The organism is Lysinibacillus fusiformis (assembly GCF_002845985.1).
Lineage (GTDB): Bacteria > Bacillota > Bacilli > Bacillales_A > Planococcaceae > Lysinibacillus > Lysinibacillus fusiformis_D.
Genome location: NZ_PDFK01000002.1, coordinates 305240 through 328779, shown reverse-complemented (window position 1 = coordinate 328779; position 23540 = coordinate 305240). Strand labels below are relative to the sequence as shown.

Below are 23540 nucleotides of genomic sequence, written 5' to 3'. Positions count from 1 at the left end.
AGGTGGACTAGATGGATATCGCAGCTTTATCAATGGCAATGAATCAAGCGACACTTATGCAAAATGTATCTTTAGCTGTTACGAAACAGGCTATGGATATGCAGCAACAAAACACAGAACAATTAGTTGAAATGTTAGATGCTCCACATCCAACAGCCGGACATACAATAGATATTCAAGTGTAATGCAGGCAAGGTAGCTTGAAATTGAAAGCTACCTTTACTTTTAAGAATGTTTGAAACTTCTAAAATGTAACTTTTCGAATAAGAAAAACTACCAATAATACGATATACTATTACTAATATTTAGTAAGGAGGCAGGATTTTTGAGAAAGTATTCATACATACTAATGCTGATGTTACTGATGGTTATTGGTTTTTCCTTTAGCCAACCTGCAAAAGCAGCCCAATTGGTGACGGGGACCTTTGTCGATGTAACGTATTCAGAATATACAAAGCCAGATGGTACGATAGAAAAGCAGCTTAGCAAAGTGACATTGCAAAATGATCGTGGACGAACAGTCACATTCAATATTAATAAGAACACTCGTTTATCAATTAATAATACGTCTACGACTATTGAGGGCTTTAAAATGGGCATGGCAGTGGAAGCTGAAATATCCTTAAGAAGTGTTGTAGAGCTTCGTGGTACATCTAATACACCAATAGAAACGAATGGAACATCAACTGGAGGTAGCGTTAAAACGTCGGCTGGTGTCGTAACGAGTATTGATCCAAATGGATTATTTATTATGGTAAAACCAGATGTTGGTGCAGAAACAACCTACTATATAAACAAAGAAACCAATTATCAAAAAGGCTCTTCAGCAACAGATATTAGTGCGTTATATGTTGGAGATCGAGTTAAATTAAGTTTTAAAAATAAAAATACCTCTGTGGTGACGAAAGTAGCCATTAGTGAAACAGGTACTCTAGTGGAAAACTTATACAAAGGCGAAATACAAGCAGTCAATCCAAATGCTAATAAATTAACCGTGAAAAACCAACATGCCTTTGTGAATTGGCAATTTGGCTCACAAACAACAAATGACCTTTCGACAATGTCTTTTACATCCAAGGTGCCAATATATGTTGGCAATACGAAAGTAGAGAAAGGTCAACTGAAAAATTATATAGGTAGTGAAGCATACTATGCGACAGTTAAACAATTTGGGAAAGAAGTCATTGAGAAGATTGTAGTATTGAAAAATAATGAGCGAACGTATTATGAGCCAATGCTTTCTGTAGATACAGATTATAAACTGTTGAAACTAAAAACAGCGGGCTCAATGTACTTCCATAATGGTACCATTTTAATTCGGAATGGGCGTTTAATTGAACCTACTGGGCTGATGGCGTATGGTACTGCTTTTGTCATTACAGACGGTGCTGCTCGTGATCATTATGCACAGGTGGTACAAGTGACAAGTGATAGCTTTATATCACCTAACTTAGCTGGTCATGAATTATATTATGGACGCTTAGCTCAAGCAGATGGTTATTTAATTGAGATTGACGATGCGATGAAAATTGAATCGAATGTTTTCAAGAAAACCGAACGTACAGTACTGTCAGTAAGTAATTCCACAAAAGCTTTAGTGGATGATGGCAATAAAACGTATAGTGTTATGCCGGATATTGAACTTTACTTATCTGAAGGTGATTATGGTTACTTCTATGTGAAGGAAGGGCATGTACAAGCACTTCATATTTTAAATAATGCTAAACCTGTTGCTCCATTAATGCTGACAGGGAAGCTACAATCAGTAAAATCTACGTACCCTGCTGTGCTAAATGTCAAGAGTGTGAGCCAATGGCAAAATGGTCGTTGGTATGAAGCGGGTGAAATGGTTAATGTGAATATTGACCAAGCGACGTTGATTAAAGCGGGAAAAGTCATTCAAGCTTCTGACTTACAACCATCCGATCGTTTAGTTGTCTTATCCGATCGATTTGTGAAAGCTCATTTTATTTTAGTAGATTAGCATAAAAGACAAAGAAAGAATCTGTGAGTCTAATGCGAATAGTATTTGCAAAAAGGCGATGTATACATGATCTGAAAAGAGGAAGGTACTTCGCATAGGCTTGAATACATTCGATAGACGAGCAGATTTTTTGTTAGTCATGAGACCAAGCTTCATTATGCACTTCATGCACAGTGAAAGAGAGGAAAAGCAAATGCAAAAATATTTATCCAAAATAACGTTGGTAGTTCTTGTTATTTTTGTAATTGGAACTACTATCCCGTTCAATGCATCGGCTGCTTCATTAGAAACAACAGGTGCTGTAAAAAACGAGTATACATATGAGGAAGCCGTGTTCCTGTCAGGGACACCAGTTATTTTTAAGGGAACAAGTAAAGATCTTAAAATTGCACAAAAGGAATCCAAAGGTAAGTTAACAGAAACGTATAGCATGAAGCTAACGGCAAGCAATGGGGCTACATTGACAAGAAATATTGCCTACGAATCTGATGTAGTAGATTATGCGGTACTCGGCCAAAAAACATCCAATGGTGAGGTTAAAAAGTATACGGAGAAAATTACGATTGGATCTATTACTTATACATTAGTCGATTATCAATTTTCTCAAGGAACGGTTACGGATAATCGTGCAGCCTCTGATTATTACTCAGGAAATGTAATCTCGCGAAAAACGTATGCATTTGAAACAGGAAAAGGAAAAAACGCAGTTCAAAACACAGTAACGATTGAAACAGATAGTCGACATGCTGGCTATGAAAATTTTTGGGGAGCAACAGAAACACAAATTACAGAGTCAGTTTATTCCTATAGTAATGGCAAGACAAGCCATGTGAAAAATCGTTTGTCTACAAGTAAATCACGTGTTTTAAATTATGAAGAAAACCTTGGTAGTTTAGGAAGTTTTGAGGGTGGCTATGCAGTTTTAAGTGAAAAGGATGTTATTTCTGAATACACTTATGATTTATCTTCTGGACAAAAAGGTACGCTTGATTTAGATACAGAATACATGCCAACGATCGAGCGCCTTATTATTCCTAAATTCCGTGATTTAACTAATCACTACGCAAAAGAAGCCATTGAAAAGCTATATTCTCTAGGAATTTATTCAGATTCAAGTAATTTCTTCTCTCCAAACACACCGATGAAACGCATAGACTTTACAACAGCAATTGGTAAAGCAGTAGATTTACGTGTGTTTGAAGAAAAGAAATCGAAAAAGACTGCAACTACAAGCGTGTTTAGAGATTTAAAGCGTTCAGTTAAAGATTATGGTTATATAGAGTCAGCCTTAAACAAAGGGATAATTAAGGGTGTATCTGCTGATTACTTTAAGCCAGATAGTGCCATAACAAGAGCACAGGCTGCCACTATTTTTGTTCGTGCCTTAGGCCTTGAAAATAGAGCACCAAATCCTGGCTATATAACGAAATTTAAAGATGAAAACCAGATTCCAAACTATGCAAGAGATGGCATCTATATTGCAAATGAAATTGGTCTTATGATTGGAGACTCTGGCGGTCGCTTTAACCCAAATAAACCACTGACTCGTGCAGAGGCATCAGTTGTTCTAGAGCGTTTCTTGAAATATTTAGAAGATGACTTAAAGCAAAACTATCGTGATGACATATTGTTCTTTAACTAAGGAAAGGACTGAACAAAAATGACCTATGCAAAAAAAGCACTGCTCACTACGCTTTGCTTCATGCTAATACTGATGACAGCAACGCCTGTCGTCACGCAAGCAGCTCCAACAATTAAAGATGTTCCTACAAATAGCAATAATTATAAGGCTATTTCTTGGGCAGTTGACAATGACCTAATGTCTTTGAACAATGCCAATAACTTTTTACCAAATGAACAAGTAACGGAACGAGAGCTTATCTTGATGTTTGCTAAGCTGGATCGTAACTATGCATTATCATATATTGATAGTGTTGCTTATAATTTCTATAGTGATTTTTATTTACCGTTTAATGGTACAAATGTGAATGCTAATCGAACAAAAGCCGTTACACGTGGCCAATTTGCTCGAATTTATGCTGCCTTTAAAGGCTTAGATTTAGATGAACCACAGGCTGTACAATATTTATATTCAAATGAACTATCTACAAGTAGTTCAGGCAAAAAAACATTTGCTAGTTTTAATCCTTCTACTAAACTAACACGTGGTGATGTTGCAACCTTTTTATATAGAGCTGTTCAAAATGGCAATTTTGCTGTACAAGGATTAAAACGTAGTGCAGCAGGTCGTGATAATGACAGTATCACTTTACCGCCTGGTTTCATGGGCTCCAACAGTTCTGATTTTGAAGTACCAAAGGATAATTCCAATGATTTTACTGGTCCTAGCAATGTTAATAATGCATTGCAAAGCATTGTGGTGGAAAAGCCAGATTTAATTGCGAACGATGTAGATTCTACACTTGTGACCGTATCGCTAAAGGCTTGTAATGGTGACCCGATTGCGGATGATAAATCGTATACGTTCAAAGTTACGTCATCTTACGGCACAATCGTTGATACATCTGGAGAAGCAGTTAAAACTGTCCAATCTGACGGCTCGACTGTATCAGCTATCGTTATCGCACCATCGTTAACTAAATCAGTACGTGATACTATCTCTTTTGAGCTAGTGAATAATACAGATCCAGCTATGAAATGTCTTGTTGGGGAGAAGCTAAATGCAGAAGTTCGTTACGCACCACAGCCAGAATTACGTATTGATTATCAAGTATATGATCCTGCAAATTCAGATGATGATAATGGCAATGTGACACCTCCATATATCCCTTATGAAAAATTGCCAGAGTTCTTCACACAAAACTTAATTGATGTGTATGATCCAATTCCTTTTGCTTATGATGGGGATAAAAAGCTATTTAGTATTGGGCAGCAAACAAATGTAACAGATGCTTTGGGGAATGTACAAAATGTCTATTTGCGTTATGGTGGATCTGACCCTAGATATCCAGCATTAGGGTATGAACATGCAATATTACAATTTGAAAACTATGATATTTCCGTTTTCTTATTTGAAGAACTAATAAAAGGTCGTCTTCTCGACTCTGTGACTACACCTGCTAAAACTGAAATCATGTATATGATTTCGGAAGACGGTCGTCCAATTTATCGCGTTCAAGGGATTGATGATGATATTGCATCACAGGTTGAAAATATTAATCCGGTCGGCGCCATTATTCAACTTATGAAAGAAATGCCAGATGAAAAAAATCTAACATTAGAGCACTATGATAGTGTGATGAAAATTTATGCTATCTTCACTAACTTAAGTAACTATGACCGTACGGTGTTATTAAAATATCAAGGCGGGAAATTACTTGGGCAAGTAGAGGCCTACAAAAAACGTGTAGATGCATTGAAAGAAAGTGCCGATGCAGCCTCAAGACCATCTGGGAAAGATCGATATACAAAAGTTATGGTGACTTTAGTTCGCCCTGGTGGAGAGCCTGTGACGGATTATCAAGGAACCGTTAAAATTAAGTATGATGGCGTGGAAAAAACAGCTTCATTCATTACGAATACTTCAGATCCATTAAATAATACAGGTAGCCCAGGTACGGCCGTAGCCTACTTTGACTCAGTTATTTATGGAAAATCAAAAGTGGAGGCAACACTCGTTAATCCAATAGATCCTCGCTATGCAACAATTTTAAGGGGTTTAAAAGATAAAACAGTAACGAAAGATATTTTTACTAATCCATACTTTAGTAAAAATTCATGTTCGTTAGCAACAGAGATTGCCTATGTAGTCGACTATTCTTCTTCTATGAAGGCAGTTGATCCAACGAATTATCGTGGCAAAAAAATGATTGAGCTGATCAATCAATTGAAAGCAAAAAATAATATCGTCATCGAAACGAATACAAAAGCAACGGTTCTTGGTGAAGGGACGACAGATGCTGTGCTGAAGAAAGATCTTTACAAAGCATCCAAAGAGAAGGGTGCGACAGATATTTTTGCTGGTATTGATATCGCACTAACAAAATTCTCAAATGATACAAAAACAGCCAAAGCGATTGTCGTAGTATCTGACGGTAAAACAAGTAAAACCAAAATGACGAAGGTTATTAATGAGGCGAAAAAGCAAGGCGTTAAAGTGTACACTGTAAGTATGGGCAAAAAATCACAAGTAAATGATGCCACATTAATGCAATTGTCTACAGAAACTGGCGGAGCATATTTCCATGCGATTGATAATCTAAAATTGCATCAAGTGTTCCAGAAGTTAATTGATACTATTTTATGTAAAACACCTGCTTCAAGCTGTATCAACCCGGAAGATTTATTTGAAGAAACAAGCGTTTCGCTACGAAAAGGCTATCTTACAATGAGCGCTCGAGTTGATGGTAATTGTCAAAACGTTGATAAGATGAATGTACGCTACAATTCGATTAGTGGAGATGTCCAATTTGAATTACAAAAGCGTAGTGATCATGTTTATATGTTAACGAAAACTGTACAAACGATGCAGGACTTTAAAGTCAATAATGAAATCCAGTTTGTGGCATATGATAAAGATGGCAATATAATCGCGTTACAAACAGTTACAATTACAAATTAATAAGCAAACTGCCCCCAAACAGTGGGGCAGTTTTTTAATTTGAAACAAGACGTATAATTTGTTACACTTAGTTTATAATAATTCTAATGTGGATGACGAATTGCAGTTCTTCATGACATGTTCACAAATTAGTGATGAACTATTGTCGAACTGTGCTATAATGAGATTTGTGAATTAGAACGTGTGAGGTGTTATTCATGCATACCATCGTAGTAGGCTTGAATTATAAATCAGCGCCTGTTGAAATACGTGAGAAGTTATCATTCATTGAGAGTGAACTACCACAAGCAATGGAAGCGCTGCAAAAGCAAAAAAGTATTTTAGAAAACGTTATTGTTTCGACTTGTAACCGTACAGAAATATATGCTGTTGTGGATCAATTGCATACTGGACGTCATTTTGTGAAACAATTTTTAGCCAAATGGTTTGATTTGCCTGTGGAGACATTTTCTTCGTATTTAACGATTCGTGAAGAAGATGAGGCAATCGAACATTTATTTAAAGTGACAGCTGGAATTGATTCAATGGTTCTTGGTGAAACGCAAATTTTAGGGCAAGTAAAAAAAAGCTTTTTAAGTGGACAAGAGATTGGTACAACAGGTACGGTTTATAATCAGCTATTTAAACAAGCGGTAACATTTGCAAAACGTGCACATAATGAAACAGCGATTGGTGAGAATGCAGTATCTGTTTCCTATGCAGCCGTTGAATTAGCTAAGAAAATTTTTGGCTCTTTACAACGTAAGCATGTAGCTATTTTAGGTGCAGGAAAAATGGGGGAACTTGCTATTGAGAATCTTTACGGTAGTGGTGTAGGAAAAGTTACTGTCATCAACCGTACATTTGAAAAAGCAGAAACTTTAGCAGCTAAATTCCACGGAGAAGCCAAGTCAATGAAGGAATTGCAATGTTCTCTCTTAGAGGCGGATATTTTAATCACTTCAACAGGTGCAACAGATTTTGTTATTGATTATGAGCTGATGCAATTTGTGGAACGTTTACGTAAAGGAAAACCTTTGTTTATGGTTGATATTGCTGTTCCTCGTGACATTGATCCACGAGTAGGCGACTTACCAAATGTTTTCTTATATGATATTGATGATTTACAAGGTATTGTTGAAGCGAATTTAGCAGAGCGTGAACGTGCTGCTGCTGATATTACAGATATGATTGGCAAAGAAGTTGACCAATTTAAAGATTGGGTAGCAACGCTTGGTGTAGTACCAGTCATCTCAGCGTTACGTAAAAAAGCTAATCGTATTCAAGAAGAGACGATGATTAGTATCGAAAATAAAATGCCAGATTTAACGGATCGTGAACGTAAAATTTTAAGCAAACATACAAAATCTATTATCAATCAATTGTTAAAAGAGCCAATTTTACAAGCTAAAGAATTGGCAAATGAACCAAAAGCAAATGAACAGTTACGTTTATTCCAACAAATTTTTGGTATAGAAGAGGCTGTTGAAGTTGAAGTTCAGGAGATGACAAAGCAAGATCTTGAGCGTAAAGAACGCTCAAAGGCATCTCAAACTTCTGCTGAGCCAAAGTACTCTTTCTAAAATATCCAATGTGTACGCGTAGCCAAAATGGTTGTACGTAAGTACTTCGCGCAATTGGATTCTCTACTGATATTACAAGAGGCGTTTTCGTATCTGTATGGTAAACTAAGGATACGAAAACGTTTTTTTTGTTTTCTGAGAGATACTAGCTTGACCATTTTACTACAAAGAAGGGATGTCTATTGGCTGATTTGACCATGACGAGACTATATGAAGTGATGATCGTCTTGTATGCGATCAGTCTAGTTTTTTACTTTACTGATTATTTTTATAAGCAAGTACGAGCAAGACGCATTGCTTTTTGGCTTGTTTCATTTGTATGGGTGATTCAAAGTGCCATTATTATTTTAACATTTGTGGAAACAAAGCGTTTTCCGATTCTATCCTTGTCCGAGGGAATTTTATTTTATTCCTGGTTACTTGTGACGTTATCGATTATCCTTCACTGTATTGCGAAGGTGGACTTACCGGTGTTTATTATTAATATACTAGGATTTTTATTCGCTAGTATCTTTACATTTATGCCTAAACGCCCTACAGGAGCCGTCGGAGAGACATTAATTTCGGAAATGCTTTTTATTCATATATCATTTGCGATACTGTCATATGCAGCGTTCACTTTAACATTCGTGTTTGCCATTTTGTATCTCGTTCTATATCGTTTACTGAAAAAGAAAAAGTGGACACATTTATGGACAAGATTACCATCCCTACAGCAAACGAGTAGCTGGATGAATATTTCATTTTTTATTGGGATTCCGATGTTATTTATAAGTTTAATATTAGGGTTTGAATGGGCACTATTAACATTAGAGAGTCTTTCGATTTTCGATTCGAAAATCATAGGGTCCTTCATTATTTTAATTTTGTATTGCTTTATCCTATATGTGAATCGCAAAAGCAAGCTGACAGGAACAACTTATGCATGGGTACATATTTATGCCTATCTATTAGTTGTTGTGAACTTCTTCCTAGGAAGTAGTTTATCGCGATTCCATTTATGGTATTAGAAGAAAGGTTGGAGACTGTTGAGAAAAATTATTGTAGGTTCTAGGAGAAGTAAGCTAGCGCTAACTCAAACAAATTGGTTCATTAATGAATTAAAAGCGGCTGGTGCCCCATTCGAATTTGAAGTAAAAGAGATCGTAACAAAAGGGGATCAAATTTTAGATGTGCAGCTTTCAAAAGTAGGGGGAAAAGGATTGTTTGTGAAAGAAATTGAGCAAGCCCTCTACGATAAAGAAATTGATTTTGCTGTCCATTCTATGAAAGATATGCCTGCTGTGTTGCCAGAAGGGTTAGTGATTGGTTGCATTCCTCCACGTGAAGATGCACGTGATGCCTTTATTTCGAAAGGTCATGTTAAATTTGCAGAACTTCCTGCGGGAGCGGTAGTTGGGACAAGTTCATTACGTCGCAGTGCACAGCTATTAACAGTACGCCCAGATATCGAGATTAAATGGATTCGAGGAAATGTTGATACACGTTTAGCTAAGTTGGAGACAGAGGAATATGATGCAATTATTCTAGCAGCCGCTGGTTTGAAACGTCTTGGCTGGAGTGATGATGTAGTCACAGAGTTTTTACCTGTAGAACATTGTCTGCCAGCAGTAGCGCAAGGCTCTCTTGGTATTGAATGTCGTGGAGATGATACGGAGCTATTAGCTGAGTTAGGAAAATTAACGGATCCATTCACTTGGCAAGAGGCACATGCGGAACGTGCCTTTTTGGCAGCAATGGATGGTGGCTGTCAGGTACCAATCGCTGGGTATGCCACTTCAAATGGGGGCGTAATGACATTAACTGGCCTTGTCGCAGCTCCAGATGCTTCTGTTTTGTATAAGGAAACAGTAGTAGGAACAGACGCACAAAAAATTGGGGAAGAGCTGGCTGCTATTTTAACAGAACAGGGCGCTTTCGAACTAATTCAACGTGTAAAGGCAGAGCAAGATGCCAAGTAATTTACCCCTAAAAGGTAAAACGATCCTTTTAACGGGGACATCTAAGACAACAACCATTGTCGACAATATAACAGCTTTAGGTGGCCATGCCATCATTGCCCCATTAATTGAAACATGCGAACGATTAGACAATCATGATACTGAACGATTGAATTGTGCGAATCAATTTGATTGGCTTATTTTTACGAGTCAAAATGCTGTCGATGCTTTTGCTCGTAAAATGCTGCGGCATCATTTGAATGCCGATCACTTCCAAGGGAAAATTGCTTCCATTGGAACAAAAACAACGACAGCATTAGAAAAGCTAGGATTTCAAGTGAGCTTTATGCCTTCTGTATTTAGTGCTGATATTTTCGTCCAAGAATTTCCGAGTGTAGCAGGTAATCTTCCGAGATGTTTGTTTATTCGTGGAGAGAAGGCGAAAAGTACGCTGAAGAATGGACTGCCCTTTGAAGTAAAAGAGTGGACTGTTTATGAAACGAGGGAACGACATGATCAAACCTCAGTTATTCTCAAATGCATCGAGCAACATCAAGATGTCACGGTCATTTTTGCTAGTCCATCAGCTGTTGATGTGTATGCAAGGGATGTAGCATCACATGTTGGCTGGCGAGCAACTCGTATTGCAGCCATTGGTCATATTACGGAAGCGGCTCTTGAACAATACGGTGCTACTGTGGAGATTATGCCAAGTGTATATACCATGCAAGCAGTTATCGAAGAAATTATGAAAGTAGGGGACAAATCATGACAAAACTACAATTTCAAAGACATCGTCGTTTGCGTGCTAATGCAACGATGAGATCAATGGTAAAAGAAACATACTTACATAAAGAGGACCTGATCTATCCTATTTTTGTAATTGAAGGCGAAAATATTAAAAATGAAGTACATTCAATGCCTGGCGTTTTTCAATTTTCATTGGATAAACTAGAAGCTGAAATTGATGAGGTTGTAGCATTAGGAATTCCTGCGGTTATTTTATTTGGTTTACCAGCTGAAAAAGATGCTGTTGGAACAGGTGCGTTCCATGATCATGGCATTGTTCAAGAAGCGACACGACTTATTAAAGCACGTCATCCTGAGCTATTAGTCATTGCCGATACATGCTTATGTGAATTTACAGACCATGGACATTGTGGCTTAATTGAAGGCGATCAGATTTTAAATGACCCTTCATTAGATGTGTTAGCCCGTACAGCTGTGTCACAAGCAAAAGCTGGTGCAGATATTATTGCTCCATCTAATATGATGGATGGCTTTGTTACAGCAATCCGTGCTGGTCTAGATGAAGCAGGATTTGAGCATATTCCAATCATGTCGTATGCAGTCAAATATGCATCTAGCTACTATGGTCCGTTCCGTGACGCTGCAGATGGTGCACCGCAATTTGGTGATCGTAAGTCCTACCAAATGGATCCATCGAACCGTTTAGAGGCTTTCCGTGAGGCAGAGTCAGATATCGAAGAAGGCGCAGATTTCTTAATTGTAAAACCTGCCCTTAGCTATTTAGATATTATTCGAGATATGAAAAATAACTATCCATTACCGCTTGTTGCGTATAATGTTTCAGGTGAATATGCAATGATTAAAGCGGCTGCTATGAATGGTTGGATTGAAGAGAAAAAAGTTGTGCTTGAAACATTATTAGGTATGAAACGTGCAGGCTCTGATTTAATCATTACGTATCATGCAAAAGATGCTGCACGTTGGTTGGAGGAGAAATAAATGACACGTTCTTACGAAAAATCAAAGCAAGCTTATGCTGAAGCTGTTCAATTAATGCCGGGTGGCGTTAGTAGCCCAGTACGTGCATTCAAATCAGTAAATATGGATCCGATTTTCATGGAATCTGGCCACGGTGCTATTATTAAAGATATTGATGGCAACGAATATATTGATTATGTATTATCTTGGGGGCCACTGATTTTAGGCCATACTCATCCAGAGGTAGTGAAAGCAATTGCTGACACAGCAGCAAAAGGCTCTTCCTTTGGTGCGCCAAGCTATACAGAAAATCGTTTAGCTCAATTAGTTTTAGATCGTCTGCCAGGTATGGAAATGATTCGCTTTGTTTCTTCAGGAACAGAGGCTACTATGTCTGCCTTACGTGTAGCTCGTGGTGTTACTGGACGTGATAAGATTTTAAAATTTGAAGGCTCTTATCATGGTCATGGTGATTCCTTATTGATTAAGGCTGGCTCTGGTGTAGCCACATTAGGCTTACCTGACAGCCCTGGTGTACCGGCAGATATCGCTCGAAATACGTTAACAGTTGCCTACAACGATTTAGAAGGGGCAAAAACGGTGTTCGAGAAATTTGGTGCAGAGCTAGCAGCAGTCATTGTGGAGCCAGTTGCAGGGAATATGGGGGTTGTACCACCACAGCCAGGTTTCTTAGAAGGTCTACGTGCCCTTACAACGGAGCACGGTGCAATATTAATCTTTGATGAGGTTATGACAGGTTTCCGTGTAGATTATGGCTGTGCACAAGGCTATTTTGATGTCACGCCTGATATAACTACTTTAGGAAAAGTAATCGGTGGTGGTCTGCCAGTAGGAGCGTTTGCTGGGAAAAAAGAGATTATGGAGCAAGTAGCACCAGCTGGCCCTATTTATCAAGCAGGTACACTATCTGGGAATCCATTAGCGATGACAGCCGGCTACGAAACGTTATCACGCTTAGACCATAGTACGTATGATTACTTTAAAAAATTAGGTGATCTGCTGGAAGCAGGTTTCCGTGAAGCCGCAACAAAATACAATATTCCGCACACAGTTAATCGTGCTGGTTCTATGATTGGTTTCTTCTTTACGAATGAAGATGTTATTGATTTTGCTTCTGCTAAATCATCTGATTTACAATTATTCGCTGAATACTTCCGCCTGATGGCAGAGGAAGGGATTTTCCTACCACCTTCTCAGTTTGAGGGATTATTTATTTCCACAGCACATACGGAAGAACATATGGCTAAAACAGTGGATGCCTTCCATAAAGTATTTGCACAATTAGCAAGATAACAAAGTTTAGGGCATGCTAGAAACAAATCTAGCGTGCCTTTTTTAGCTTAATTCAGCTTAAAGTGAAGCGACAGAGACAGAAAACCGCAAGCGCTTACGATTAATGGTTTTCTATGATGGAAGTCATTCTAGTACTTGAGCAATGAATGAGCAAAAGAGAAAGTATAGCATATATTAACTAGCAAATAAGAACTTCTATACTGGATGAAGGACCTGTTTTTGTTAAAATTATATCTTTCAGCATGGCCAAATTGTGGGCGATATCGTTTATAATATAGCTATTCATAATAGAAAGTAGTGAATTAATATGGCAACTGGCACACACATGGTCGAAGTACCCGTAGGAATTGATAATGTATGGGAATTCGTCAGTGATATGGAAAAATGGGCAAAGCTTGTCCCAGGTTATAATACACACGAAATGATTGATGACAAACATTCAACATGGACTTTTAAAGGCAATGTTGGCGTTTTGAAAAAAACGGTACAAGTAGAAATTACAATTTTAGAATGGGTAGCACCATCAAAAGTTACATTCGAATTAAAGGGTCTTTCTGATAATTTCACTGGAAATGGCTATTTCCTTGCAGAAAGCATTGATGCTGAAAACACAAAAATGACAGGTTTTTTAGAAGTCGTTGCTGGCGGCTTAGCTGGCCCTGTGTTAAATCCGATTTTTAAACCGATTGTACCAAAGGCAACACAAATGCTAACAGATCGTGTAGCTAATAAAATTAAATTAGTCAATGTTTAAATGATAAGAACATCCATGAAAATGGCATGCTAGAAGTAATATTCTAGCATGCCATTTTTCTAGTAGTATCTATTTATAATTATGTTCAACTTGAAACACACTAGCATACTATCCTTTAAATCGTCATATGATGCAAAGGGAGGGATTATTATCGAACAAAAAACTTGGAATATGCGAGAAACATTTTGTTTTCCTGGATATGGTTGCCCAACAGAATTAGCTGCTGTACAAATTAAACCACAGTGGCAAGCCATGCAGTTAGAGGATTCACTTCGATTAATGGGCATCTACCATATTACGGCACATGTTCGTTTTGATTTTCAAGATATGCAAGCATTTACAGGTGATGATAATTTAATTACAATTGATGCCCTTGATGTCCAAGGAGATACTGGTTATTTTGAGTATGCTGTCCCTTTACATGTGGATTTACCAAAAGAATCGGATGTCAAAGATTTAATGGTCAAAGATATTCGCCCTAGTCTGTCGAATCAGATGTGTCAGCTTGAGTGGACAGTTACAAGTATTTTTAACGAATATGAACCCGTTGTTGAAAATGATACTTTAGACAATCCACACCTAATGGCTCATGCTTTCGATCAAGAAGAAAAAATGGCTGTGATCGAGGAAAGTGTTCAAGTGAAACAACCTACCGCAGTAGCAGCAGCTTCACGCCAAGAGACCTCTACAACAGTTGACCAAAAGATAGTAATGAGAGAATCCTCAAGCCATATTGTTGTACGTGAATCCAGCACTTGGCATGAAGTGCCTTCCATGATTTGGGACCTAACAGAAGAGTATACACCGCTTAAAGTCCGTGTTTCAAATGATGTCTTTCAAAAGTAAATAGCAGAGAAGTAGTAGGAGCAATAAGAAGACTAAATCGCCTGATGTTGGCACAATAATGACACGGATAAACTGAAAAGCACAAATTGGCACAATAATGGTTCTACAATAAAAACGAACTTGTCGTAGCCAAGGAGGTAAAAGCCAAGGGTTATACTTGCGTCGACGCATTGAATTGTCACTTCCTTTTCTATTTACTTTACTCTTACTAAAAGATGACTAAATCACTTGAAAAATGACACGATTCTGCGGTACAATAAGGAAAATCAAATACAGATGCTATGATAGGGAAGAGTAAATTATGTCTACATTTTCAGAGAGGAAACGGTAGCTGAGAAGTTTCTATTTGTACTTAATTGAAGGTAGCCCTTGAGCAGCTTTAGTGAACTAACAGTAGTTAAAGCCGGTTAAACACCGTTACCGAATTAAGAGCCAGTAGGGAAGGCTGAGAAAATGTGTCATTTAGCATTGATCTTAACCGCTGCTGGAATTAAAGGTGGTACCGCGAATTAAAACTCCTTCGTCCTTTTAGACGAGAGGAGTTTTTTTATTGGGTAAAAAAATGAACAGCATTTCTTTACCAATAGTCTTCAAACAATAGGAGGAGTCAAGATGACAGAAAACATTTCAATGCCAACTAAATATGACCCACAGTCCATTGAAGCCGGTCGCTATGAATGGTGGTTACAAGGGAAATTTTTCGAGGCACAGCCTGAAAGTGGGAAAAAGCCTTATTCCATCGTTATTCCACCACCGAACGTAACAGGTAAATTACATCTTGGGCATGCTTGGGATACAACATTACAAGATATCCTTACTCGTATGAAACGCATGCAAGGCTATGATGCCCTTTGGTTACCAGGTATGGACCATGCAGGGATCGCAACACAAGCAAAAGTAGAAGCAAAACTGCGTGAGGATAATATTACACGTTATGATTTAGGCCGTGAAAAATTCCTTGAAAAAACATGGGAATGGAAAGAAGAATATGCTGGACATATTCGTGATCAATGGGCAAAGCTTGGCCTTGGTTTAGACTACACACGTGAACGTTTCACACTAGATAAAGGTCTTTCAGATGCAGTTAAAACAGTTTTTGTTGAGTTATATGAAAAAGGTTTAATTTACCGTGGCGAACGTATTATCAACTGGGATCCAGCAGCGAAAACAGCATTATCTGATATTGAGGTAATTTATCAGGATGTGCAAGGTGCATTCTATCATATGAAATATCCTTTAGCGGATGGCTCAGGATATGTAGAAGTTGCTACAACACGTCCTGAAACAATGCTCGGTGACTCTGGGGTAGCTGTTCACCCGAACGATGAGCGCTATCAGCATTTAATTGGTAAAACAGTTATTTTACCGATTGTAGGTCGTGAAATTCCGATTGTAGCTGATGACTATGTTGATAAGGAATTTGGTACTGGAGTTGTAAAAATGACACCAGCCCATGATCCGAACGACTTTGAAGTTGGAAATCGTCACAACCTAGAGCGCATTCTTGTGATGAATGAAGACGGTACAATGAATGATCTTGCTGGCAAATATAAAGGGATGGATCGTTTTGAATGCCGTAAGCAAATTGTTGCTGATTTACAAGAAGCAGGCGTGCTGATTCGTATTGAAGAGCATATGCATTCAGTAGGTCACTCTGAACGTTCTGGTGCTGTTGTTGAGCCATACCTTTCAGCACAATGGTTCGTTAAAATGCAACCACTTGCTGACACTTCCCTCGAGCTTCAAAAAGATGAAGAAGGGAAAGTAAACTTTGTCCCAGCTCGTTTTGAAAACACATATTCTCGTTGGATGGAGAATATCCGTGATTGGTGTATTTCTCGTCAATTATGGTGGGGCCATCAAATCCCAGCTTGGTATCATAATGAAACAGGCGAAGTTTACGTAGGAAAAGAAGCCCCAACTGATTCCGAAAATTGGACGCAAGATGAAGATGTACTCGATACTTGGTTCTCTTCTGCGCTCTGGCCGTTTTCTACAATGGGCTGGCCAGATGAGGCAAATGAAGAATATAAACGTTATTACCCAACCAGCACATTAGTAACGGGATATGATATTATTTTCTTCTGGGTATCTCGCATGATTTTCCAAGGCCTTGAATTTACAGGTCAACGCCCATTCAAAGATGTGTTAATTCACGGTTTAGTACGTGATGGCGAAGGTCGTAAAATGAGTAAGTCACTTGGTAATGGTGTAGATCCAATGGATGTTATTGAGCAATACGGTGCAGACTCTTTACGCTATTTCCTAGCGACTGGTTCATCACCTGGTCAAGATTTACGCTATACAACTGAAAAAGTAGAGGCAGTATGGAATTTTGCCAATAAGATTTGGAATGCATCACGTTTCGCACTTATGAATATGGACGGTATGACCTATGATGAAATCGACTTAACAGGTGAAAAATCCGTTGCTGACAAATGGATCTTAACACGCTTAAATGAAACGATTGAACGTGTAACTTCTCTTGCAGAACGTTATGAATTTGGAGAAGTTGGTCGTGAATTATACAATTTCATTTGGGATGATTTCTGTTCTTGGTATATTGAAATGGCGAAATTACCACTTTATGGTGAGGATGAAGTAGCTAAAAAGACTACTCGTTCTATTTTAGCTTACGTACTGGATCAAACAATGCGTTTATTACATCCATTTATGCCATTCATTACAGAAGAAATTTGGCAGCACTTACCACATGAAGGTGAATCGATTACAGTGGCTGCATGGCCAACAGTACGTGCGGATCTTCATTTTGCTGATGAAGCAGATAATATGAAGCTCCTAATGGATATTATACGTTCAGTACGTAATATTCGTGCGGAAGTGAATACACCGATGAGCAAAAAAGTACCGCTATTTATTTCAGCGAAAGATGCAGCAACAGTAGCTGTTCTTGAAGCGAATCAAGGCTATTTAGAAAAATTCTGTAATCCTGATACCCTCACAATTGGTGAAGGTTTAGAGGCACCAGGTCAATCAATGACGGCTGTTGTCACAGGAGCGCAAGTGTTCCTACCACTTGTTGGTCTTATTAACTTAGAGGAAGAAATTGCTCGCCTTGAAAAAGAGTTAGAGAAATGGGCAAAAGAAGTAAAGCTTGTTACTGGTAAGTTATCAAATGAGAAGTTCGTATCGAAAGCACCTGAAGCGTTAGTCAATGCAGAGCGTGAAAAATTAGCAGATTATGAAAGCAAGCATGCTGTTGTGTTAAAACGTTTAGAAGAATTAAAAAATATGTAATGAGGAAGCAATGGATGGCTGTAAAGTCATCCATTGCTTCTTTTTTATATGGAGCAAAAGGTATGTGTGTAATTAGGTTAAAATATAGTGTTATTCGAAATAATAAGTCTAATAGATTAGTGTTATCATTCGTTCAGTAGGATAAAAAACCTGAATGTTTTGGTGAATTGGGATGGCTAGCCCCCTTTTTGTAGAGCCTATTGTATGAAAAGTGGAGGTGTTGAGGTTGACAGGACACATTGCCACAATTATTACGAAAGTCAATAAAGCATGTGATGAATTAGATTTTGTAAGTGCAAGGGTACTGATAGAAACGAATCTTTTGAAATTATTAGAAGCAAAGTATTATCGTTTATTTAATGCCAGTGGACGTGTGCTCTATTAGCAAATAAACCTCAACAGAATTGTATCCAGTTATCACGTACAGATTTATTAACGATTCAAAAAATAAATGAGTATTGCTCGAATTTCGATATTTAAATGTTAAAAACCCCTTTGAATGAGTACAACGTCCAAATATTCTCCCGCTATTGACAATATGGGGGTTCTATTAGATGCTCACCAAGTACATTAATTGAAAAAATAAAACTAACACGCAGTCGCTAGCAGCGTGTTTTTTCGAGTGTTTTGCTATTTAACGATGTTATTAAACATTACTTGTACTAAAATAAAGGTATTGCAGTAAGAGGGAGTGTTTCTTTTGTTTAACACAATGAACGAATGTACAAAATTTATCTTTACATTAAAAGCAGTTGATCATAAACGTGCACCACTTGTCCTCATGCGAGAAGTACTTGCCCATTTAGGTCATCCGCATAATCAACTACGTGTAATTCATGTGGCAGGTTCAAATGGCAAAGGCTCTACGGTGAATGCCTTAAGAGAAATGCTACAACATGCGGGTTACAAAGTAGGAGCATTTACGTCCCCGCATTTGGAGAGAGTCAATGAACGGATGACTATTAACGGCAAGCAAATCTCGGATGAGCAATTTTTAGCCTATTTCAATCAACTAGCCAAAATTATAGAAGAACAATACAATGGCGATTTTCCCAGCTTTTTTGAGGTAGTCACACTGATTATGTTTCAATATTTTGCCCATCAAGGAGTAGATATAGCGATTATTGAAACAGGGCTTGGAGGACGTTTAGATGCGACCAATGTCGTCACGCCGCTTTTAGCGATTATTACAACGATTTCGCTAGAGCATACTGCATTTTTAGGTGATACATTCGCAAAGGTTGCCAGTGAAAAAGCAGGCATCATCAAAAGAGGCGTACCAGTTGTAGTAGGAGTTAGGAATGAGGAGGCATTAGCTGTTATTAAAGCCACGGCAGAGGAACGACACGCACCATGCTTCGTTTTAGGACAAGATTTTACGGTGACAAATAGTGAGCAAGGCACAGATTATCAGCAATTTACATATAAAAAAGAACAGGTCGTGATGATGGATGTACCTTTAAAAATGGCTGGTCCCCATCAAATTAATAATGCAAGTCTTGCTATTACGGCTCTACTTTTATTACGTGAAGACGGATACCTTTCCTTTGCTGATGATACAATTCGTCAAGGACTACAACGCGCACAGTGGGCTGGCCGTTTCGAGCAATGGCCGAATCATATTGTGCTAGATGGCGCTCATAATTCAGAAGGTACAGCTGCCCTAATCCAAACACTCAAGGATGTCTATCCTAACAACCAATATCGATTCATTTATGCAGCATTGGCTGATAAGGATCATGCCAACAGTATAGAGCTAATGGATGCTGTGGCGATTTCAATTGCTTTTACGCAAATAAACCTGCCCAATGCAATGCCTGCCGAGAGCTTAGCGATGTTATCGACACATGCACATAAAACACATCACGAAGAATGGCTAGAAATTGTTCAAACTGTACTACATGAACGCCATGAAGAGGATATTGTGGTCATTACAGGTTCTTTATACTTTATAGCGGAAGTTCGACAATGGCTAGAGGAGGAAGGACAATGATTCCAAAACTTGATCATTATAAAGAAAAATGGCATGTCAAAAGCGATGATGTGATTAAACCTGGTCTTGAGGCGATTGAAGAGGCCTTGTCCTTAGTAGGAAACCCCGAGCAAACATTGCGTGTTGTCCACTTAGCAGGCACAAATGGTAAAGGATCTACGTTAACGTTTCTGGAGGCAATTGCTCAAGAACATGGCTTACGCGTAGGCAAATTTATGTCTCCATGTATAGTGGATGTCCATGATCAAATTCAAATAGCTGGTCACCCTATAACGGAAGCTGAAATGGATCGAGTTTTTCAACAAATGCAACAGGCAGAGCTTAGTGAAAAACTAACGGATTTTGAATTACTAACTGTAGCTGCATTTTTACATTTTGTGAATGAGCACGTGGATATCGCGCTTATTGAAGCAGGTATGGGTGGGTTACTGGATAGCACGAATGTGGTAACACCGATTGTCTCCATTATCCCAAGCATCGCGTTAGAACATACAAAATTTTTAGGAGATACGCTTTCCCATATTGCCCGTCACAAAGCAGGCATTATTAAACGATCTCGCCCTGTCATTATAGGTGATTTACCAGATGAAGCTAAGCGTATTGTTGATGATGAAGCCGCTCGGAAAAATGCCAATGTTCTAGCATTAGGTCAACATTTTACTGTCAAATCAACAGCTGATGGAGAATGCTATACCAATGTAGTGCAACAGTTTCAAATAGCAAAACTAACTCGGTCTATGAAGGGAACACATCAAGCGAATAATATGGCACTTGCCATTACAGCATTTTTTGAAGTGGCATCTGTATTAGATGTATCTACGAGTGAAGTAGCTATACGTCAGGCAGTGCAAAGGGCTACTATTTTAGGACGTTTTGAAGAAATAATGCCCTGTGTTATTTTAGATGGTGCTCATAATCCAGCAAGTGCGGAAAAATTAGTGGAAACGATTCAATGTGAGTTTCCAAATGAGCGCATAACATTTGTTATCGGTATATTAGCAGATAAAGACGTACAGCAGATTCTCCGCCTTTTTGAGCAGGTCAGCGATAATTTTTATTTTGTTGATTTTGACAATCCGCGAGCGATGACTGCGCAACAAATGCTAACCCTTTCCAATGCAGCATCCAAAGCTGTCCTTGTGGATTATGTACCTTTTTTACAGGCGCAGTCACTAAGTCAGCAAAGAACAATCGTATCTGGCTCATTGTATTTACTAACAGCGGTACGTAATAGATTAAAAGAATAAACCGACTAGGACTCTTGAGAGGGAGTCCTAGTTTTTTTATAGCTAGAGACCATGTTTTCCTTTCAACAGTTCTGTAGCAAATCACAATTAACTCGCATTTACACTTCGTAATCTACATATACTTATATCATATTGAGTCATCGAATTTTTGCAACGCTACTAGTTGGATAGATCGGTGGAAGGGTGAGGTGATAGATGCATGAAAATTGTAAGTCATGTGATAAAAAAACAAATATTTCGAGCAATGATTATTGGTGGATTTGTTGGTTTATTAGGTGTGGCGATTTTTTTAGGCGTGTTACAGGCCAGTACACAGTTACCGTTAAAGATAAATGGTAGTGAAGTAGCAAATAATCAATCAAAAACAGAGACGATTCCAACTGCCGGTGAGACAACCAATACATCTAATGCCCCTATGTTTTTTGCCAGTCAAGCAGGTGTGTATTCGAATTATGAGAGTGCCAGTTCTTTTGTTGCGGAATACCCAGCATTAAAAGAGAGTGCGATTGTTCAGGTTGATGGAAAATTCTATGTATGGACAAGCATGGTAACAGAAGAAAGTCAGCTAGAATTTTTACAGGAACCCGCAACCTTTAAAAAAGCATTTACTGTCAGTGGCGCAAGCTGTAAGGAACCAACACTTGCAGAACTGCCAACAGCCTTAGCAGACAAAAAAGCTACAAAATTAAATTTTAAAGAAAATGGAAAGGACTCTACATTACCAGAGGATTGGCAATCAATTGGAGCGGCTGCCTCTACTATTTCCAACGATGTTAACATTATTCGACTGCATGTTTTTGCGCATTATCAATCTAAAAATACATGTCTTCAGGTGAAGTTTTAAGCATAAAAGATCGCGAAAGTATCATTATCTTGATTTTTTGAAAATTTTCAAATCGTCTATTCTTCGTTATCATAAGGATAAGGAGGAATGGTCAGATCATGTTGAAAACAAATTATAAGCTTGTCCTTGCTTCTGCGTCACCAAGGAGAAAGGAATTACTGGGCATGTTAGCACTTCCGTTTGAAGTAATGACTAGTGAAGTGGAGGAAACAAGTGTACAAGCCAATACTATGCAGGATTATGTAAAGGGAGTGGCTCTATTAAAGACGCGTGATGTAGCCAGAAAAGCACCTAATGCCACGATTATTGGTGCAGATACAATCGTGGTTTACAAGGATGAGCTACTACATAAACCAAAAACACGTGAGGAAGCTATTTCACATTTACAGCGATTGTCAGACAACAAGCATGTTGTTATGACAGCGGTAGCAATTATCGAACCAAATGGAAAAGAAACGATTTTTGTAGAGGAAACTACAGTTATTTTTCATCATTTATCTCAAGAGTTAATTGAAGCCTATGTAGATTCTGGAGATCCATTTGATAAAGCTGGTGGTTATGGTATTCAGACAGTAGGCACACTATTAGTTAAACGAATTGAAGGAGATTATAACAATGTTGTAGGTCTACCACTTGCAGCTTTGTTTTCGCAATTGGTAGCACGACAAATTATCCAATTTGCGAAGGAGTGAGTATTTTTGCTGGAAGAGGTTTTACCAAGTTTGATGATACGTGATGTCCATATGGAGGATCGTCCTCGTGAACGGCTGTTACGGCAAGGGGCTGAAAGTCTATCCAATCAAGAGCTGCTCGCCATTTTATTGAGAACAGGGACGAAGGAAGAATCTGTACTTGCTCTTGCAAATAGAGTATTAAATGTGTTTGAACGTTTACATCATTTGAAGCATGCAACCATCGAAGAAATGGTGGCTATTAAAGGAATCGGTGAGGTGAAAGCCATTCAATTACTCGCAGCCATTGAACTTGGTAGACGATTGGCTCAAAAACAAAATATTGAGAAATTTACGATACGTTCTCCGCAAGATGCAGCAGCCTACTTAATGCCTGATATGACGTCGCTTAACCAAGAGCATTTTGTTGTTCTTTTTCTGAATATCAAGAATCAAATTATTCATAAACAGACCATTTTTATAGGTAGTTTAAACGCCTCGATCGTTCATCCCAGGGAAATTGTGCGCCCATAAGGGTTTATAAGGAATCTGCTTTCGCATAGCAGTAGGGACATATCACAAGCTTCACCCTATCATCAGCCAACTTATCTGAAAGGGAAACCGGACAGGGAGTGTAGCATGTTGGAAAAGCCATAAGTTACTTAATGACCGAAGTACGACTGAATGGCGAGATGAATTGTATAAATAAGGATAAAGGCTAAACTGCTTGAATGACAGCTCAAGGGGGACTACGGGGACCTTTAGCGGGAGGTCATGATTTACGCTATTTGAAATGTGCATTGTCCTTAAAGATTTC

Annotated in this window: 18 protein-coding genes, 1 pseudogene and 1 other annotated feature; all 19 genes and pseudogenes read left to right on the top strand. The window is 38.4% G+C overall.

The genetic code is table 11. From position 1 onward, the window contains the following. Positions 1 to 11: 11 nt before the first annotated feature. Positions 12 to 185, top strand: coding sequence for a YjfB family protein (locus CRI88_RS07650; protein ID WP_082673761.1), 174 nt, complete (start codon positions 12 to 14; stop codon positions 183 to 185). Between the two features lie 140 nt (positions 186 to 325). Further along, a complete protein-coding gene (locus tag CRI88_RS07645) occupies positions 326 to 1984 on the top strand; it encodes a hypothetical protein (protein WP_036123966.1) in 1659 nt (552 codons plus the stop codon). 193 nt (positions 1985 to 2177) lie between these two features. After that, entirely contained in the window at positions 2178 to 3626 is a 1449-nt protein-coding gene (locus CRI88_RS07640) for an S-layer homology domain-containing protein (RefSeq protein ID WP_101966533.1), read from the top strand. Positions 3627 to 3644: 18 nt separating this feature from the next. Next, a complete protein-coding gene (locus CRI88_RS07635) occupies positions 3645 to 6566 on the top strand; it encodes a VWA domain-containing protein (RefSeq protein ID WP_101966532.1) in 2922 nt (973 codons plus the stop codon). A 197-nt stretch (positions 6567 to 6763) separates the two neighbouring features. Next, positions 6764 to 8128, top strand: coding sequence for a glutamyl-tRNA reductase (gene hemA, locus CRI88_RS07630; protein WP_036123975.1), 1365 nt, complete (start codon positions 6764 to 6766; stop codon positions 8126 to 8128). 197 nt (positions 8129 to 8325) lie between these two features. Continuing rightward, positions 8326 to 9138, top strand: coding sequence for a cytochrome C assembly family protein (locus tag CRI88_RS07625; protein WP_231745107.1), 813 nt, complete (start codon positions 8326 to 8328; stop codon positions 9136 to 9138). Positions 9139 to 9156: 18 nt separating this feature from the next. Then, the gene (hemC, locus tag CRI88_RS07620) at positions 9157 to 10089 is read left to right on the top strand and encodes a hydroxymethylbilane synthase (protein WP_089934692.1); all 933 of its coding nucleotides are present in this window, start codon (positions 9157 to 9159) and stop codon (positions 10087 to 10089) included. Next, positions 10079 to 10840, top strand: coding sequence for a uroporphyrinogen-III synthase (locus tag CRI88_RS07615; protein WP_089934694.1), 762 nt, complete (start codon positions 10079 to 10081; stop codon positions 10838 to 10840). Before hemC ends, CRI88_RS07615 begins: the two co-directional genes overlap by 11 nt. Beyond that, positions 10837 to 11817, top strand: coding sequence for a porphobilinogen synthase (hemB, locus tag CRI88_RS07610; protein WP_036123992.1), 981 nt, complete (start codon positions 10837 to 10839; stop codon positions 11815 to 11817). The genes CRI88_RS07615 and hemB overlap by 4 nt, the downstream gene beginning before the upstream one ends. Next, positions 11818 to 13110 carry a glutamate-1-semialdehyde 2,1-aminomutase gene (gene hemL / locus CRI88_RS07605; protein ID WP_089934695.1) on the top strand — a complete coding sequence of 431 codons (1293 nt, stop codon included), beginning with the start codon at positions 11818 to 11820 and terminating at the stop codon, positions 13108 to 13110. It begins immediately after the preceding gene. Between the two features lie 307 nt (positions 13111 to 13417). Beyond that, a complete protein-coding gene (locus CRI88_RS07600) occupies positions 13418 to 13864 on the top strand; it encodes an SRPBCC family protein (protein WP_036124000.1) in 447 nt (148 codons plus the stop codon). 171 nt (positions 13865 to 14035) lie between these two features. Next, positions 14036 to 14710: a valyl-tRNA synthetase gene (locus CRI88_RS07595; RefSeq protein ID WP_170829907.1), complete on the top strand. Its 675-nt coding sequence runs from the start codon at positions 14036 to 14038 to the stop codon at positions 14708 to 14710. Positions 14711 to 14982: 272 nt separating this feature from the next. Then, positions 14983 to 15241: a binding site (T-box leader), on the top strand. Between the two features lie 81 nt (positions 15242 to 15322). Next, positions 15323 to 17968, top strand: coding sequence for a valine--tRNA ligase (locus CRI88_RS07585; RefSeq protein WP_036124012.1), 2646 nt, complete (start codon positions 15323 to 15325; stop codon positions 17966 to 17968). Positions 17969 to 18194: 226 nt separating this feature from the next. Further along, a complete protein-coding gene (locus CRI88_RS22765) occupies positions 18195 to 18353 on the top strand; it encodes a hypothetical protein (protein WP_230593861.1) in 159 nt (52 codons plus the stop codon). Between the two features lie 327 nt (positions 18354 to 18680). After that, positions 18681 to 19961 (top strand): bifunctional folylpolyglutamate synthase/dihydrofolate synthase, encoded by a 1281-nt coding sequence (locus tag CRI88_RS07575; RefSeq protein WP_180957786.1) that lies wholly within the window; start codon positions 18681 to 18683, stop codon positions 19959 to 19961. Next, positions 19958 to 21208 (top strand): bifunctional folylpolyglutamate synthase/dihydrofolate synthase, encoded by a 1251-nt coding sequence (locus CRI88_RS07570; RefSeq protein ID WP_101966530.1) that lies wholly within the window; start codon positions 19958 to 19960, stop codon positions 21206 to 21208. Before CRI88_RS07575 ends, CRI88_RS07570 begins: the two co-directional genes overlap by 4 nt. A gap of 199 nt (positions 21209 to 21407) precedes the next feature. After that, a complete protein-coding gene (locus CRI88_RS07565; protein ID WP_058844888.1) occupies positions 21408 to 22052 on the top strand; it encodes a hypothetical protein in 645 nt (214 codons plus the stop codon). Positions 22053 to 22150: 98 nt separating this feature from the next. Then, on the top strand, positions 22151 to 22744 hold the full coding sequence (locus CRI88_RS07560) for a Maf family protein (RefSeq protein WP_036124089.1): 594 nt from the start codon (positions 22151 to 22153) through the stop codon (positions 22742 to 22744). Between the two features lie 33 nt (positions 22745 to 22777). Further along, a pseudogene (radC, locus tag CRI88_RS07555) lies at positions 22778 to 23251 on the top strand (RadC family protein); the annotation flags it as partial. Positions 23252 to 23540 lie beyond the last annotated feature (289 nt).

Excerpts from the sequence above, each read along its gene's own strand:
- CRI88_RS07585 (WP_036124012.1), top strand. The coding sequence starts at position 15,323 with ATGACAGAAAACATTTCAATGCCAACTAAATATGACCCACAGTCCATT.
- CRI88_RS07635 (WP_101966532.1), top strand. The coding sequence starts at position 3,645 with ATGACCTATGCAAAAAAAGCACTGCTCACTACGCTTTGCTTCATGCTA.
- CRI88_RS07650 (WP_082673761.1), top strand. The coding sequence starts at position 12 with ATGGATATCGCAGCTTTATCAATGGCAATGAATCAAGCGACACTTATG.
- CRI88_RS07640 (WP_101966533.1), top strand. The coding sequence starts at position 2,178 with ATGCAAAAATATTTATCCAAAATAACGTTGGTAGTTCTTGTTATTTTT.
- CRI88_RS07625 (WP_231745107.1), top strand. The coding sequence starts at position 8,326 with ATGACGAGACTATATGAAGTGATGATCGTCTTGTATGCGATCAGTCTA.
- CRI88_RS07595 (WP_170829907.1), top strand. The coding sequence starts at position 14,036 with ATGCGAGAAACATTTTGTTTTCCTGGATATGGTTGCCCAACAGAATTA.
- CRI88_RS07570 (WP_101966530.1), top strand. The coding sequence starts at position 19,958 with ATGATTCCAAAACTTGATCATTATAAAGAAAAATGGCATGTCAAAAGC.
- CRI88_RS07575 (WP_180957786.1), top strand. The coding sequence starts at position 18,681 with ATGAACGAATGTACAAAATTTATCTTTACATTAAAAGCAGTTGATCAT.
- hemB (WP_036123992.1), top strand. The coding sequence starts at position 10,837 with ATGACAAAACTACAATTTCAAAGACATCGTCGTTTGCGTGCTAATGCA.
- hemL (WP_089934695.1), top strand. The coding sequence starts at position 11,818 with ATGACACGTTCTTACGAAAAATCAAAGCAAGCTTATGCTGAAGCTGTT.
- CRI88_RS07600 (WP_036124000.1), top strand. The coding sequence starts at position 13,418 with ATGGCAACTGGCACACACATGGTCGAAGTACCCGTAGGAATTGATAAT.
- CRI88_RS07565 (WP_058844888.1), top strand. The coding sequence starts at position 21,408 with ATGAAAATTGTAAGTCATGTGATAAAAAAACAAATATTTCGAGCAATG.
- CRI88_RS07615 (WP_089934694.1), top strand. The coding sequence starts at position 10,079 with ATGCCAAGTAATTTACCCCTAAAAGGTAAAACGATCCTTTTAACGGGG.
- CRI88_RS07560 (WP_036124089.1), top strand. The coding sequence starts at position 22,151 with ATGTTGAAAACAAATTATAAGCTTGTCCTTGCTTCTGCGTCACCAAGG.
- hemA (WP_036123975.1), top strand. The coding sequence starts at position 6,764 with ATGCATACCATCGTAGTAGGCTTGAATTATAAATCAGCGCCTGTTGAA.